This window comes from Rathayibacter sp. AC451, assembly GCF_979253095.1.
The window spans coordinates 390,992-405,525 of the sequence record NZ_CEEDBD010000001.1 but is presented as its reverse complement, the minus strand read 5'-3'; the positions used below and the strand labels follow the sequence as shown (position 1 = coordinate 405,525).

Below are 14,534 nucleotides of genomic sequence, written 5' to 3'. Positions count from 1 at the left end.
CGGCCCGGACGCCTCACGCGACCTGGACGAACCAGATCTGGTGCATGCGGTACACCATGACCGCGATCGAGAGGCAGGCGGCTCCGAGGATCACCGTGCTCCACCGCGTGCGCTCAATCAGGGCCCAGAATCCGGCCGCGAGCGGCAGCAGGAGCGCCGAGATCAGGTAGATGTAGTACTCCGGCAGACTGCCGGAGGGGTTGTTGCCGATCAGAGGCGAGACGATCGCGACGGCCAGCTGCACGATCAGCAGGAGCTCGACGATCGCGGTCGCGCCGACCGACACGTCGGACGGGCGGCGGTTCAGGAGCCCGAGGATCAGGCAGAGCAGTCCCGCCGCGACGGCGACCGCCACCTGCACGATCGTGAACCACTCGATCACGGCGCGACCGCCCGCACGTCCTCCGTCGGGAAGTTGACGACGCTCTTGAGAACCGAGCCGCGGCGCTCGGCGAGACCGATGAGCCTCTCCCCCGGGGCGACGGCGGCCAGCAGCCCCGTGGAGTCGCGCAGCTCCTCCGGGACCGCGATCCGCTTGCCGTTCGCCAGGTCCGCGGAGGACTGCGCGTCCAGCCGCAGCAGCGGGAAGAGCTCGGCCGCCACGGAGGTCGGAGTGAGCAGAGCGGTCGGGACGTCCAGCTCGTCGATCTCGCCGGCCGCGGCGACCGCGAACGGGCCGACGGCCGTGCGGCGCAGCGCGGTCAGGTGCCCCCCGACTCCGAGCACGGCGCCGAGGTCGCGGGCGAGGGCGCGGATGTAGGTGCCGGACGAGCAGGTGACCCGGACGTCGAGGTCGAGGAAGCCGTCGACCTCGCGGCGGGCGAGGACGTCGAAGGCGCTCACCGTGACGGGACGCGCGGGGATCACGACCTCCTCGCCGTCGCGGGCGCGGGCGTAGGCGCGGCGTCCGTCGATCTTGATCGCGCTGACCGAGCTCGGGATCTGCTCGATCGCGCCCGTGAGCCCCGCGATCCCGGCGTCCACGGACCTCTCGCCGATCGCGGCGACCGCGGCCGGCGGCGCGCTCTCGAGCACGTAGCCCTCGCGGTCGTCCGTCGTGGTGGAGGCGCCGAGGCGGATCGTCGCCTCGTACTCCTTGTCGAGGCCCACGAGGTACGTGAGCAGTCGGGTCGACGGACCCAGGCCCAGGATCATCAGGCCGGTCGCCATCGGGTCGAGCGTGCCGGCGTGACCCACCTTGCGCGTGCCGGCGCGGCGCCGGGTCCGCGAGACGAGGTCGTGGCTGGTGATGCCACCGGGCTTGTCCAGCAGGAGGATCCCGTTCGGGGCCGTCACCGGAGGAGTGGGGGTCGCGAACACGGGTGCGAGGATACACGCGCCGGTCGGGAGCGAGCCGCGGGAGCAGGCGGCGACCGCGCCGTCCTAGGCTGGTCGGATGAGGATCGCAGTACTCGGGACGGGCGCCGTCGGCGGAACGATCGCCGCCCTCCTCGACCGGGCCGGGCACGACGTCGAGGCGACCGCCCGAGGAGCGCACCTCACCGCGATCCGGCGCTCCGGCATCCGCCTCGACGGGGCGTGGGGCGAGCACACCGCGTGGGTCAGGACGGGCGAGACGCTCGACCTGGTCCCGGACGTCGCCTTCCTCTGCACGAAGGCCCAGGACGCCGAGGACGCGCTGCGCGCGAATCGGCGCACGGTCGACGGCGCGCTGATCGTTGTCGTGCAGAACGGCCTCGACGGGCTCCAGGCAGCCGCCCGGCAGGTGCGCGACGCCTCCCTCGTGGGCGCTCTCGCCCTCTTCGCCGCCAGCCACCTCGAGCCGGGGCGCGTCACCGTGACGGCTCCCGCGACCACGACTCTCGGAGTCCCCGGCAGGCCGGCCGACGACGAGGTGCGGCGCGCAGCCGCCGTGCTCGGCGAGGCGGTGCCCGTCGCGGTCACCGACGACTTCCTCGGCGCGCAGTGGACGAAGCTCCTGATCAACGAGGTGAACGCGCTGCCCGCGATCACGGGGCTCTCGGTGCAGGAGACGATCGCCGAGCCGCGACTGCGCCGACTGCTCGCCCGCGCGATGAAGGAGGCGGCCCGCACCGGCCTCGCCTCCGGGGTCCGCTTCGGCGCTCTGCAAGGACTCTCGGAGACCGCGGTCCGCGCTCTCGCGGCCGCTCCCCTCCCGGTGGTCGAGCTCCTGCCCCGGAGGATGGCGAAGGGCATGGGCGACGTGCCGAACCCCGGATCCACGCTCCAGAGCATCCGCCGCGGCGTGCCCAGCGAGATCGACCACCTCGCGGGGGCCGTCGTGCGCACCGCGCACCGGCTCGGCCGGGAGGCCCCGGTCAACCAGCTCCTCGTCGAGCTCGTGCACGAGGTGGAGCGCTCGGGCGCGTTCCTCGCTCCCGACGAGGTGGCCCGGCGGGCCTCGGCCGTCTGACGTCGGGCCGGCTCAGCAGGAGTCGGCGAAGACGCGGCGCGGGTGCTCCGGATCGCGGACGTCGATCAGCACCGGCGCGAGCCGGCGCGGATCCGTGCTCGCCCGGTAGGCGGGGTCGACCGGCGGCTCCTGGGTGTCGAGCCGGATGCCGAGGTTCCACGCTCCGCGCAGCTCCGGGCGCAGCGCGAACTCGCCGTCGACGAGGAGCACCGCGTCGCGGCCCGCCGTGCGCCAGCGCGGCTGCCTCGGCTCGTCCCGCACGGAGTCGAAGGCCGCGAGCACGAAGCCGGTGCTGCCGCCGAGCTTGAACGGGTCGAGCAGCACGCGGCGCAGGAGCTCGTAGTCGTAGCGCAGGCGGTAGGCGCGCTCCTCCTCCGGCACGGAGGCGTCCTCCCGCTCCGTCCGCGCCCGCTGGAAGTCGCTCAGATGCGCGACGAACGCACCGTGGCCCGCCCGGGCGAGAGCCGCAGCGAGATCGTCCGCGAAGGACGCCGAGACCACGGGATCGTCGCTGTCGATCGCGACGGCGACGCGACCCCTGGCGTAGTTGTGCAGCACCTCCACCGCGAGCGCGTCGAGCACATCGACCTTCTGCGGAGCCCACTTCGTCATCCGTCCACGATACGCGGCAGCGCCTACGCTGGTCGGATGCCCGCCGCATTCGCCCCCGCGATCGTCGAGTGGTTCCGCCGCGACGCCCGCGACCTGCCGTGGCGCCGGGAGGGCTTCCCCGCCTGGGGGACCCTCGTCAGCGAGTTCATGCTCCAGCAGACGCCGGTCGTCCGCGTGATCCCCCGCCTGGACGAATGGCTCCGCCGGTGGCCGACGCCCGCCGACCTCGCGGCCGTGCCCTCGGGCGAGGCCGTCCGCGCCTGGCAGTCGCTCGGCTACCCGCGCCGCGCCCTCCGTCTGCACGGGTGCGCCGTCGCGATCGCCGACGAGCACGGCAACGTCGTGCCCGAGGACGTCGACGCGCTCCTCGCCCTCCCCGGGGTCGGCGACTACACCGCGCGCGCCGTCGCCGTCTTCGCCTACGGCCGTCGCCATCCCGTCGTGGACACGAACGTGAGGCGGGTGATCGCCCGGGCCGTCGCCGGATCCGGCGAGCCCGGTCCGCCGCGCACGACTCCGGATCTCGCGGCCATGGAGGCGCTGCTGCCCGACGACGTCACCGAGTCGGCCGTCTTCAACGCCGGGATGATGGAGCTGGGCGCGATCGTCTGCACCGCACGCTCCCCGCGCTGCGACGTCTGCCCGATCCGCGACTCCTGCCGCTGGCGCGCGGAGGGCTACCCGGCCTACGACGGGCCCGTGAAGGCGCGCCAGAAGAGGTTCGAGGGGTCGGACCGGCAGGTCCGCGGCCTGGTGCTCGCGGAGCTCAGGGCGTCGCACGGTCCCGTCACCGAGGCGGAGGTGCGCTCGCTCTGGCCGGACGCCGAGCAGCTCGACCGGGCTCTCGCCGGGCTCCTCGCCGACGGTCTGGCGACGGGCACTCCCGAGGACGGCTACCTCCTCCCGCACGCGTGAGCCGAGGGCGGGCGTCGGAGGACACGGGTAGCGTGGCGCCGTGACCCGCCGCCGTCTCCGCCTCCCCCGCCCCGACTCCGACGTCGATCGCGCGCTGGCCGCCGTCCGAGCCGAGAACGACCTGCCGGGCGATTTCCCCGCGGACGCCCTGGCGGAAGCCGCGGCGGCCGACCGCACGGCCGACGACGACGGCCGGATCGATCTCACGGCGATCCCGTTCGTCACGATCGACCCGCCCGGCTCCCTCGACCTCGATCAGGCGCTCCACCTCGAGGAGTCCCCCGGCGGCGCCGTCCTCCGCTACGCGATCGCCGACGTCCCCGCCGTCGTTCGGCCCGGAGGCGCCCTCGACGCCGAGACGCGCCGCCGCACGCAGACCTACTACCTGCCCGACGGCAGGGTCCCCCTGCATCCCGCCGTGCTCTCGGAGGGAGCCGCGTCCCTGCTCCCCGAGCAGCGGCGCCGCGCCCTGGTCTGGACCGTCGAGCTCGGGCCGGACGCCGAGCCTCGCTCCGTCCGCGTCGAGCGGGCCCTGGTCGCCAGCGTCGCGCGCCTGGACTACGCGGGAGTGCAGCGCGACGCCGGGAACGGCGTCCTGTATCCCTCGATCGCCCTGCTGCCCTGGTTCGGCCGCGAGCGCCGGGCACGCGAGTCGGAGCGGGGCGGCGCGAGCCTGACGCTGCCCGAGGAGGAGATCGTCGCCGACGACGGCCGCTACCGCGTCGAGCGCCGCGCACCCCTCGAGTCCGAGGACTGGAACGCGCAGGTGTCGCTCCTGACGGGCATGGCCGCCGCGACGATGATGCTCGACGCCGGAGTCGGGATCCTCCGCACGATGCCGCCCGCGGACGCCGAGACGGTCGCCGCCTTCCGCGCCCGCACCGAGCTCCTCGGAGCCCCGTGGCCCGCCGACGAGCCCTACGGCGACTACCTGCGCCGCCTCGACACGGGCGATCCCGCACAGCTGGCCGTCATGCACGCCGCCGCGGCGCTGTTCCGCGGCGCCGGCTACACCGCCTTCGACGGCAGCCGACCGGAGCAGCCGGAGCAGGCCGCTCTCGCCGCCCCGTACGCCCACGTCACCGCGCCGTTGCGCCGCCTCGTCGACCGGTTCGGCCTGGCCGTCTGCCTCGCGGTCAGCCGCGGAGAGGAGCTGCCGGAGTGGCTGCGCGCGGCTCTGCCCGTCGTCCCGGCGCTCATGGCCGCCGGCGACCGCCGATCGGGAGCCGCGAACCGCGCCGCGACCGCCGTCGTCGAGGCCGCGGTCCTCCGCGGCCTCGAAGGCTCCGTCTTCGTCGGCGTCGTCGTGTCGACCGCCCGGACGCGCTCCTCCGTGCAGCTCCTGGATCCCGAGATCACGGTCGACGTGCAGACCCCGCTCACGCCGGGAGCCCGTGTCGACGTCGTCCTGGAATCGGTCGATGTCGCCACGGGCTCCGCGGTCTTCCGTGCGGTGGATCAGTCCTCGTCGTCGTCCTCGCGCGGCTTGACGTAGGGATCCTCGTCGCCGGCGTAGCTCGCGCCCGCCGCCAGCGTCTGCACCTGCGAGTCCTGGTTGCGCGCCGCGGCGAGCAGGTCCTCGATGTGCTTCGCGTTCTCGGGGACCGCGTCGAGGATGAACTCGAGCGACGGGGTCAGGCGCGACGTGATGTTCTTGCCCACCTCCGTCCGCAGCATGCCGGTCGCCGCTTTCAGAGCGGCGGCCGAGTCGGTGCGCTCCTCATCGGTGCCGTAGACGGTGTAGAACACCGACGCGTGCTGGAGGTCGCCCGTCACCTGGACGTCCGTGATGGTGACGAAGCCGAGCCGCGGGTCGCGGATGCCGCGCTCGAGCCGCTTGGCGACGATCACCTTGATCCTGTCGGCGAGCTTCCTCGCCCGTGCCGGATCTGCCATAGCTGGTCCTCACCTCTCTCTCGACGGGCCGTCGGGCCCGTCCTCTGATTATTCTCCCGCGCCGCGAGACGGCTCCCCGCCTTGACGTCCGCCGTTCAGGCGGCTGGGGGTGACGTCGCAGACGGAACGCCTCACGACGCCTCCTTCCCGCGCACCTGCGGTGCGCCCGCCAGACCCGAGCCAGGAGGCGTCGCGAGGCGTTCCGCCCGCTCCTCCGTCCGGAAGGAATACCCGTCCCGAGCTCATCCCGCCCGAGACTCTCCTCCTGGACCAGTGGAGCGTCACCCACCGGAGTGGAGGGGGCGGCGGCGTCCTCTTCGCGTGCCCGGCTCGGGTCTGGCGGGCGCCCGCAGGGCGCGGGAAGGGCACGCGAAGAGGATGCCGTCGTTCCGACCGGCCCAGGAAGACGACCGGGACCGCACCCCCTCCAACGACGGAGGAGGCCCGGGGCGAACCCCGGGCCTCCTCTGCGTGTCGGATCAGCCTCGCGGCTTCTCCTTCATCTCGATCGTCTCGATCTCGTCGCCGATCTGGATGTCGTTGTACTTGCCGAGACCGATACCGGCCTCGAAGTCCGTACGGACCTCCGTGACGTCGTCCTTGAAGCGACGCAGCGACTCGATGGCGAGGTTGTCGCCCACCACGACGCCGTCGCGGATGACGCGCGCCTTGGAGTTGCGGGTGATCGTGCCGGAGCGGACGATGACACCCGCGATGTTGCCGAACTTCGAGGAGCGGAACACCTCGCGGATCTCGGCGACACCCGACTGGACCTCTTCGAACTCGGGCTTGAGCATGCCCTTGAGCGAGTTCTCGACCTCTTCGATCGCGTTGTAGATGACCGAGTAGAAGCGGATGTCCACTCCTTCTCGAGCAGCGCGCTCGCGGGCCTTCGGGTCGGGGCGGACGTTGAAGCCCACGATGATCGCGTTGTCGATCGTCGCGAGGTTGACGTCCGACTCCGTGATCGCACCGACACCGCGGTGGATGATGCGCAGCTGCACCGAGTCGTCGACCTCGATCTTGACGAGCGACTCCTCCAGCGCCTCGACGGCACCGGACACGTCGCCCTTGATGATGAGGTTGAGCGACTCGACCTTGCCCTCTTCGAGAGCACGGGTGAAGTCCTCGAGCGAGATGCGCTTGCGGGCCTTGGCCAGCAGGGCGTTGCGCTGAGCGGCTTCGCGCTTCTCGGCGATCTGGCGCGCGGTGCGGTCCTCCTCAGTGACGAGGAAGGTGTCACCGGCCCGGGGCACGGACGAGAGTCCCTGCACCTGGACCGGACGCGACGGCACGGCCTCGAGGACGGCGTTGCCGTTCTCGTCCGCCATCGCACGGACTCGGCCGTAGGCCGTTCCGGCGACGATCGCGTCTCCGACGCGCAGCGTTCCCGACTGGATGAGCACGGTCGCGACCGCGCCGCGTCCCTTGTCGAGCTTCGCCTCGATGGCGACGCCGCGTGCCTCCTTGTTGGGGTTGGCGCGCAGGTCGAGACCGGCGTCCGCGGTGAGCAGCACGGCGTCCAGGAGGTCCTGGATGCCGGTGCCGGCACGGGCCGACACGTCGACGAACATGACGTCTCCGCCGTACTCCTCCGCGACCAGTCCGAACTCGGTGAGCTGCTGGCGCACCTTGGCCGGGTTGGCGTCGGGCTTGTCCACCTTGTTGACCGCGACCACGATCGGCACGTTGGCCGCCTGGGCGTGGTTCAGCGCCTCGATGGTCTGCGGCATGATGCCGTCGTCCGCCGCGACCACGAGGATCGCGATGTCCGTGACCTGGGCACCGCGGGCTCGCATGGCGGTGAACGCCTCGTGACCCGGGGTGTCGATGAAGGTGATCGGGCGCTCGATGCCCTCGTGCTCCGCGACGACCTGGTACGCACCGATGTGCTGCGTGATGCCGCCCGCCTCGCCGGCGACGACGTTGGCGTTGCGGATCGCGTCGAGCAGGCGCGTCTTTCCGTGGTCGACGTGACCCATGACGGTGACGACGGGGGGACGGATCTCGAGGTCCTCGTCCGTCTCGTCGTCGAGCTCCTGCTCGAGGTCGAGACCGAAGCCCTCGAGGAGCTCCTTGTCCTCGTCCTCGGGCGAGACGACCTGGATCTTGAAGCCGAGCTCCCCGCCGAGCACCTCGAAGGTGGCCTCGTCGAGCGACTCGGTCGCCGTCGCCATCTCGCCGAGGGCGAAGAGGACGGTGACCAGGTTGCCGGGGGGCACCGGCACGCCGGTCATGGCCTCGATCTTGTCGGCGAAGTCCGAGATCGACGCGCCGCGGCGCAGACGGATGACCGTCTTGCCGTCGCCGCGGGGGACGCTGACGCCGCCGAGCGACGGGGCCTCCCTGAGCTCGAACTCCTGACGCTTCGTACGCTTGGACTTCCGGGCCTTGCTCTTGCCGCCACCGCGGCCGAAGGCACCTGCGGTGCCGCCGCCGGGTCCGCGGCCACGACCGCCGCCGCCACCGGGACGCGGGGCGAAGCCGCCGCCGGCACCGGGGGCGCCGCCGCCGGGACGCTGGAAGCCGCCGCCTGCGGGGCGACCGGCTCCACCGGGACGACCGGCTCCTCCGCCGGGACCGCCCGGACGCTGGCCGAAGCCCGCGGGGCGCTGGCCCATGCCGGGTCCACCCGGGCGGGGTGCGCCGGGGCGGGGTGCGGCAGGACGGGGGATGCTGCTCGGGGTCGGGCGCGAGCCCATTCCCTGCGAGCTGGCGAAGGGGTTGTTGCCGGGGCGCGGAGGGGTGGGACGCTGTCCCATCCCCTGGTTGCTGGCGAACGGGTTGTTGCCGGGGCGGGGCGCACCGGGACGACCGGAGCCGCCCGCTGTACCACCGGCGCCACCGGGACGGGGGGGGTTGGCGGCGGGAGCCGGACGAGGCGTGACGGGCTTGGGTCCACCGGCGGCGGGGGCGGCAGCGGGCTTCTCAGCGGGGGCGCTGGGAGCCTTCGCGGCGGGAGCCTCTGCGACGGGGGCCTCTGCAGGCGCGTCGGCGGCGGCCTGCGCACGGGCTGCGGCTGCAGCCTCCTGCGCGGCCTGGGCCTGGGCCTGGCGCTCGGCGACCGACATCGGAGGAGCCGGCGCCGGAGCGGGCGGCTTCGCCGGACCGGGGACCGGAGCGGACGGACGCGCGCCGGAGGGGGCGCGGCGCGCCGGGGCGGGCGCTGGTGGCGGTCGGGGCCGGCGCGGCGGTTCCCGCGCTGCCCTGGAGTGCCTGGCGGAGCTTGCGGGCCACGGGGGGCTCGATGCTCGAGGACGGTCCCTTGACGAACTCGCCCAGTTCTTTCAGCTTTGCAAGTGCGACCTTGCTATCGACGCCGAGTTCGGCTGCGATCTCGTGTACGCGTGGTTTTGCCACTTCTCTCCTGTCTTGGGCCTGCGCCCAAGACGGGGCAGGCCATCACAAACGGACGGATCTCATTTCGAGCCGCTCATCAGTCGTTGCTCATGATCAGTTCACGGGCCGTTCTGCCTGTTCTCTCTGCGATGCGACCGTGCCCTGCGTCGATTCCCCGTGAGGAGGAACCGGGCCGGTCGGACCGCGGGTGATGTACCGCTCCAGCTCGCTCGAATCCACGCTCTCGCGCGTCTTGAACGCTCTGGGGAACGCGTGGCGCTTCACCGCGCGTTCATAGCACTCGTACGTGTCGTGCAGCCACGCTCCCCGACCCGCACGAACAGCGCGCGGATCTACCGCGAGGGAGTTCGAGTGGAGGACGAGCCTCAGAAGAGAGGCCCGGGGGGCGCGCAGACGGCAGCCGACGCACGTTCTGACGGGTTCCACTCTACTCCCTCGACTCCGGGAGCGCTTGCCCGCACGGCCGATGCTCGGGGATCACTCCCCGTCCATCACCGAATCGGGCTGGATGTCGATCTTCGCGCCGGTCAGCTTCGCGGCGAGTCGGGCGTTCTGACCCTCCTTGCCGATGGCGAGCGAGAGCTGGTAGTCGGGGACGAGCGCCCGCACGGCCTTCAGGCTCTGGTCGATGACGAAGGCGCTGGTCACCTTGGCCGGCGACAGCGCGCTGGCGACGAAGGTGGGCAGATCGGAGGAGTAGTCGACGATGTCGATCTTCTCGTTGTTGAGCTCGGCGGTGACGGCGCGCACGCGCTGCCCGAGCTCGCCGATGCACGCGCCCTTGGCGTTCACTCCGGGCTCGGTCGCGCGGACCGCGATCTTGGTCCGGTGGCCGGCCTCGCGGGCGAGCGAGACGATCTCCACGACTCCGGAGGCGATCTCGGGGACCTCGAGCGCGAACAGCTTGCGCACGAGCGACGGGTGGGTGCGCGAGACCTGGACCGAGGGGCCCTTCGGCCCGCGGCTGACGCTGGTCACGTACACGCGGATGCGGCGGCCGTGGCTGTAGTCCTCGCCCGGCACCTGCTCCTCGGGAGCGAGGATCGCCTCGATCGAGCCGAGGTCGACGTGGATCATCCGGGGGTTGGGGCCCTGCTGGATGACGCCGGCGACGATGTCGCCCTCGCGCCCCTTGAACTCGCCCAGGACCTTCTCGTCGCCGATGTCGCGCAACCGCTGGTTGATGACCTGCTTGGCCGCGAACGCGGCGATGCGGCCGAAGTCGCGCGGCGAGTCCTCGGACTCGCCGATCACCGCTCCCTCCTCGTCGACCTCGGGCACGAAGACCGAGACGTGGCCGGTCTTGCGGTCCAGGTGCACGCGGGCGTCCACGGCGGTGGCCTTGTCGGCGTCGTCCGCCTGCCCGATGTGCTTGAGGTAGGCGGTGAGGATCGCCTGCTCGATGATCTGCACGAGTTCCTCGAAGGGGATCTCGCGCTCGCGCTCCAGGAGGCGCAGAACGCTCAGGTCGATGTCCACGGCGGGCCTTTCTCTCTATTCACTTGGCGTCGCACAGTGCGACCACGTCGAAGTCTCGCCCGACGCCGGGCGATCACCGGCCCCCGGAGGAGCCCGGCTCGCGCGTCGGGACCATTGATCCTACCGGACCGCAGCGCACAGCGCCCCGGGGTCAGGCTCCGAGACGGCCGAGCGCCTCGGCGACGGGGAGCTGCTCCCGCTCCCCGGAGCGGCGGTCCCACAGCTCGACGATCCCCTCGGCGGCGCTGCGGCCGGCGATGACGATCACCGGCACGCCGATGAGCTCGGCGTCGCCGAACTTGACGCCCGGGGAGACCTTGGGCCGGTCGTCGATCAGCACGTCGCGGCCGGCGCTCTCGAGCGAGGCCCCGACCGACTCCGCGAGCGCGAGCGCCGCCGGGTCCTTGCCCGTGGCGATCACGTGCACATCGAAGGGCGCGACGTTCCCGGGCCAGATCAGACCGCGGTCGTCGTGGTTGCTCTCGGCGATGATCGCGAGGATCCGGGTGACTCCGATGCCGTACGAGCCCATGGTGACGGCGACGAGCTTGCCGTTCTCGTCCAGGACCTTCAGCCCCAGCACCTCGGCGTACTTGCGGCCGAGCTGGAAGACGTGGCCGATCTCCATGCCGCGAGCGGTCTCGATCGGGCCGGAGCCGTCGGGTGCGGGATCTCCCGCGCGGACGTCCGCGACCTCGACCACGCCGTCCGCGGTGAAATCGCGTCCGGCGACCAGGTCGAGGACGTGCTTCCCGGCCGTGTTGGCCCCGGTGATCCATGCGGTGCCGTCGATCACGCGCGGGTCGAGCAGGTAGCGGACGCCGGTGGTCGATTCCTCGCCGAGCACGGCGCCCGCGGGCGACCAGGGACCGATGTAGCCCTTGACCAGGCCCGGGTGCTTCGCGAAGTCGGCCTCGGTGGCGGCCTCGACCTCGGCGGGGGCGAAAGCGACCTCGGCGCGCTTGAGGTCGATGTCGCGGTCGCCGGGCAGGCCGACGATGACGAGCTCGCGGGAGCCGTCGAGAGCGATCAGCGCGAGGACGACGTTCTTGAGGGTGTCGGCCGCGGTCCACGCCCGGCCGTCCGCGCGGGGCTCGCGGTCGTTCGCGAGGTCGACCAGGGTCTGGATGGTGGGGGTGTCGGGCGAGTCGAAGACCCGGGCCTCCGGCTGCCCGTCGATCGGCAGCGCCTCGGGGACGGGCGTGCGGTACGCCTCGACGTTGGCCGCGTAGCCCCCGGCCGAGCGCACGAAGGTGTCCTCGCCGACCGGGGTCGGGTGCAGGAACTCCTCGCTCCGCGAGCCGCCCATCGCGCCGGCGTCGGCCTGCACGATGACGTACTCGAGTCCGAGACGGTGGAAGATCCGCTCGTACGCGTCGCGCTGCAGCTGGTAGCTCGCCTCGAGACCGGCGTCCGTGTGATCGAACGAGTAGGCGTCCTTCATGGTGAACTCGCGACCGCGCAGGAGCCCGGCACGCGGACGCGCCTCGTCGCGGTACTTGTCCTGGATCTGGTAGATCGACAGGGGCAGGTCCTTGTAGGAGGAGTAGAGGTCCTTGACCAGGAGGGTGAAGAACTCCTCGTGGGTGGGGGCCAGCATGTAGTCCGCGTCCTTGCGGTCCTTCAGCCGGAACACGCCGTCGCCGTACTCGGTCCAGCGTCCGCTCGCCTCGTAGGGCTCGCGCGGCAGGAGCGCGGGGAAGTGCACCTCCTGGGCGCCGGCCGCCTCCATCTCCTCGTGGATGATGCGCTCGATGCGGCGCTTCACGCGCAGTCCGAGCGGGAGCCAGGCGAAGACGCCCGGGGCCTGGCGGCGGATGTAGCCCGCGCGCACGAGGAGGCGGTGGCTCGCGACCTCGGCGTCCGAGGGATCCTCTCGGAGGGTGCGGACGAACAGGTGCGAGAGACGGGTAACCACGAGGGACGATCCTATCCGCAGGCCGCGCGCGGGGTGCGCGCGGTCAGTCGGGGATCCGCGAGAAGACGAGGCTGCCGCCGGTCCCCTCCAGCACGATGTCCTCGGGGGTACCGCCGATCGCGACGGGCGCCGACAGCAGTGCGAGCAGCCGGATCTCGGCGGGTCCGGGACGGTCCTCGCACTCGTCCCGCCAGGCGGGCTCCTCCTCGGGGACGAGCAGGGCGTCGTCGATGGTGAACGGCGCGGTCACGCTCGAGCACTCCGTGCCGACGACGAGCGTCTCGTAGCCGTCGACCCTCTCGGTGCGCAGGCGCACCCGCGCGTCCTCGACCCAGGCGGAGTAGGGCCCCTCCCCCGACGCCGCCGTCAGCACCCAGCGGTCGCAGCCGAACGGGTCGGCCGAAGTGGGGCGATCGGTGCAGCCGTCGATCCCGGCGGCCGAGGCGGGCCGGAGCGACGCGACTCCGGCCGCCGAGAGGCTGGCCGCGACGATGATCAGGGCGAAGCGGAGTGCGGGGCGGACCATCGCGATCCGCTCCCGCTCCGGCTCAGTTCGCGCCGACGGTGACGACCGGGGCGCCGGTCGAGGTGTCGTCGGCGGGCATCTCGGCGGCGAGGCGGTTGGCCTCCTCGATGAGGGTCTTGACGATCTCGGCCTCGGGCACGGTCTTGATGACCTCGCCCTTGACGAAGATCTGGCCCTTGCCGTTGCCGGAGGCGACGCCGAGGTCGGCCTCGCGGGCCTCGCCCGGTCCGTTGACGACGCAGCCCATGACCGCGACGCGCAGGGGGACGCTCATGCCCTCGAGGCCGGCGGTCACGTCGTTGGCGAGCGTGTAGACGTCGACCTGGGCGCGGCCGCAGCTCGGGCAGGACACGATCTCGAGCTTGCGCTCGCGGAGGTTCAGGGACTGCAGGATCTGCAAGCCGACCTTGACCTCCTGGGCGGGCGGGGCCGAGAGCGACACGCGGATGGTGTCGCCGATGCCCTCGCCGAGCAGGATCCCGAAGGCCGTCGCCGACTTGATGGTGCCCTGGAACTCGGGGCCCGCCTCGGTGACGCCGAGGTGGAGCGGCCAGTCGCCGCGTGCAGCGAGCTGGCGGTAGGCCTTCACCATGACGACGGGGTCGTTGTGCTTGACCGAGATCTTGAAATCGTGGAAGTCGTGCTCCTCGAAGAGGCTGGCCTCCCACACGGCGCTCTCCACGAGGGCCTCGGCGGTCGCCTTGCCGTACTTCTGCATGAGGCTCGGCTCGAGCGAGCCGGCGTTGACGCCGATGCGGATCGAGACGCCCGCGGCCTTCGCGGCAGCGGCGATCTTGCCGACCTGGTCGTCGAACTTGCGGATGTTGCCCGGGTTCACGCGGACCGCCGCGCAGCCCGCGTCGATCGCCGCGTACACGTAGTTGGGCTGGAAGTGGATGTCGGCGATCACCGGGATCTGGCTCTTCTTGGCGATGATCGGCAGCGCCTCCGCATCGTCGCGGCTCGGCACCGCGACGCGGACGATGTCGCAGCCGGAGGCGGTGAGCTCGGCGATCTGCTGGAGCGTCGCGTTGATGTTCGTGGTCGGGGTCGTGCACATCGACTGCACGCTGACTTGGGCGTCGCCGCCGACCAGGACCTTCCCCACCTTGATCTGACGGGACTTGCGGCGGGGGGCGAGGGTCTCGGGGACCTTGGGCAAACCCAGATTCACTGCTGGCACCCGCCCATCGTACGCGCGCCGCCCGCCCCTCCGTCCGCTCGCCGCGTCTTCCCAGCCGCCGCCTCCTCCCCCGGCCCTCACCGAAGGAACCCCACCCCGTCGAGGGAGCCCGCTCCCCCTGGTTCCCCCGACCTTCCGAGGTTCCCTCGCGCCCCGGCGCGGTCGCGCCGGCCGGGACGCCGGGCAGCGACCGGCGTCACCGTCAAGGCGAACGGGTGAATCGCGTCCCAGCGATTCGCCGCAGCCGCCC

At 72.3% G+C, this 14,534-nt stretch carries 12 protein-coding genes and 1 pseudogene; 3 read left to right on the top strand and 10 right to left on the bottom strand.

Features of this window, described 5'->3' with window-relative positions; genetic code table 11:
* Nucleotides 1–13: 13 nt before the first annotated feature.
* Entirely contained in the window at nucleotides 14–382 is a 369-nt protein-coding gene (locus tag AC0CID_RS01860) for a hypothetical protein (protein ID WP_207402524.1), read from the bottom strand.
* Nucleotides 379–1,320, bottom strand: a complete 942-nt coding sequence (gene truB / locus AC0CID_RS01855) for a tRNA pseudouridine(55) synthase TruB (protein WP_465225591.1) — start codon at nucleotides 1,318–1,320, stop codon at nucleotides 379–381. Before truB ends, AC0CID_RS01860 begins: the two co-directional genes overlap by 4 nt.
* A gap of 76 nt (nucleotides 1,321–1,396) precedes the next feature.
* Between truB and AC0CID_RS01850 the strand changes: the two genes are divergently transcribed.
* Complete coding sequence (locus tag AC0CID_RS01850; RefSeq protein ID WP_465225590.1) at nucleotides 1,397–2,395, top strand: ketopantoate reductase family protein; 999 nt, start codon at nucleotides 1,397–1,399, stop codon at nucleotides 2,393–2,395.
* Nucleotides 2,396–2,407: 12 nt separating this feature from the next.
* Here AC0CID_RS01850 and AC0CID_RS01845 read toward each other — a convergent pair whose 3' ends face one another.
* Nucleotides 2,408–3,007, bottom strand: a complete 600-nt coding sequence (locus tag AC0CID_RS01845; RefSeq protein WP_465225589.1) for a nucleoside/nucleotide kinase family protein — start codon at nucleotides 3,005–3,007, stop codon at nucleotides 2,408–2,410.
* A gap of 36 nt (nucleotides 3,008–3,043) precedes the next feature.
* On the opposite strand from AC0CID_RS01845, the gene AC0CID_RS01840 reads away from it, so the two are divergent.
* Nucleotides 3,044–3,922: an HhH-GPD family protein gene (locus AC0CID_RS01840; protein ID WP_465225588.1), complete on the top strand. Its 879-nt coding sequence runs from the start codon at nucleotides 3,044–3,046 to the stop codon at nucleotides 3,920–3,922.
* Nucleotides 3,923–3,962: 40 nt separating this feature from the next.
* Entirely contained in the window at nucleotides 3,963–5,417 is a 1,455-nt protein-coding gene (locus AC0CID_RS01835; RefSeq protein ID WP_465225587.1) for an RNB domain-containing ribonuclease, read from the top strand.
* On the opposite strand, the gene rbfA is transcribed toward AC0CID_RS01835, so the two are convergent.
* The 7 genes and pseudogenes from rbfA to ispG all read right to left on the bottom strand — a co-directional run bounded on the left by rbfA (nucleotide 5,381) and on the right by ispG (nucleotide 14,284).
* Nucleotides 5,381–5,818 carry a 30S ribosome-binding factor RbfA gene (gene rbfA, locus AC0CID_RS01830; protein ID WP_055794638.1) on the bottom strand — a complete coding sequence of 146 codons (438 nt, stop codon included), beginning with the start codon at nucleotides 5,816–5,818 and terminating at the stop codon, nucleotides 5,381–5,383. The two genes, AC0CID_RS01835 and rbfA, sit on opposite strands and share 37 nt — an antisense overlap.
* Before the next feature lie 479 nt (nucleotides 5,819–6,297).
* Nucleotides 6,298–9,178, bottom strand: a pseudogene (gene infB / locus AC0CID_RS01825) (translation initiation factor IF-2).
* Nucleotides 9,179–9,271: 93 nt separating this feature from the next.
* Nucleotides 9,272–9,604: a YlxR family protein gene (locus AC0CID_RS01820; RefSeq protein ID WP_465225586.1), complete on the bottom strand. Its 333-nt coding sequence runs from the start codon at nucleotides 9,602–9,604 to the stop codon at nucleotides 9,272–9,274.
* A gap of 51 nt (nucleotides 9,605–9,655) precedes the next feature.
* Nucleotides 9,656–10,657 (bottom strand): transcription termination factor NusA, encoded by a 1,002-nt coding sequence (gene nusA / locus AC0CID_RS01815; RefSeq protein ID WP_207402931.1) that lies wholly within the window; start codon nucleotides 10,655–10,657, stop codon nucleotides 9,656–9,658.
* A gap of 151 nt (nucleotides 10,658–10,808) precedes the next feature.
* Nucleotides 10,809–12,575, bottom strand: a complete 1,767-nt coding sequence (locus tag AC0CID_RS01810) for a proline--tRNA ligase (protein ID WP_465225585.1) — start codon at nucleotides 12,573–12,575, stop codon at nucleotides 10,809–10,811.
* Between the two features lie 43 nt (nucleotides 12,576–12,618).
* Complete coding sequence (locus AC0CID_RS01805; RefSeq protein ID WP_465225584.1) at nucleotides 12,619–13,101, bottom strand: hypothetical protein; 483 nt, start codon at nucleotides 13,099–13,101, stop codon at nucleotides 12,619–12,621.
* A gap of 22 nt (nucleotides 13,102–13,123) precedes the next feature.
* Nucleotides 13,124–14,284 (bottom strand): flavodoxin-dependent (E)-4-hydroxy-3-methylbut-2-enyl-diphosphate synthase, encoded by a 1,161-nt coding sequence (ispG, locus tag AC0CID_RS01800; RefSeq protein ID WP_207402934.1) that lies wholly within the window; start codon nucleotides 14,282–14,284, stop codon nucleotides 13,124–13,126.
* Between the last annotated feature and the right edge of the window lie 250 nt (nucleotides 14,285–14,534).

What these genes read in the sequence shown, in the direction of transcription:
- AC0CID_RS01850 (WP_465225590.1), top strand. Translation starts at nt 1,397, where the DNA reads ATGAGGATCGCAGTACTCGGGACGGGCGCCGTCGGCGGAACGATCGCC.
- AC0CID_RS01840 (WP_465225588.1), top strand. Translation starts at nt 3,044, where the DNA reads ATGCCCGCCGCATTCGCCCCCGCGATCGTCGAGTGGTTCCGCCGCGAC.
- rbfA (WP_055794638.1), bottom strand. Translation starts at nt 5,818, where the DNA reads ATGGCAGATCCGGCACGGGCGAGGAAGCTCGCCGACAGGATCAAGGTG.
- AC0CID_RS01845 (WP_465225589.1), bottom strand. Translation starts at nt 3,007, where the DNA reads ATGACGAAGTGGGCTCCGCAGAAGGTCGATGTGCTCGACGCGCTCGCG.
- AC0CID_RS01805 (WP_465225584.1), bottom strand. Translation starts at nt 13,101, where the DNA reads ATGGTCCGCCCCGCACTCCGCTTCGCCCTGATCATCGTCGCGGCCAGC.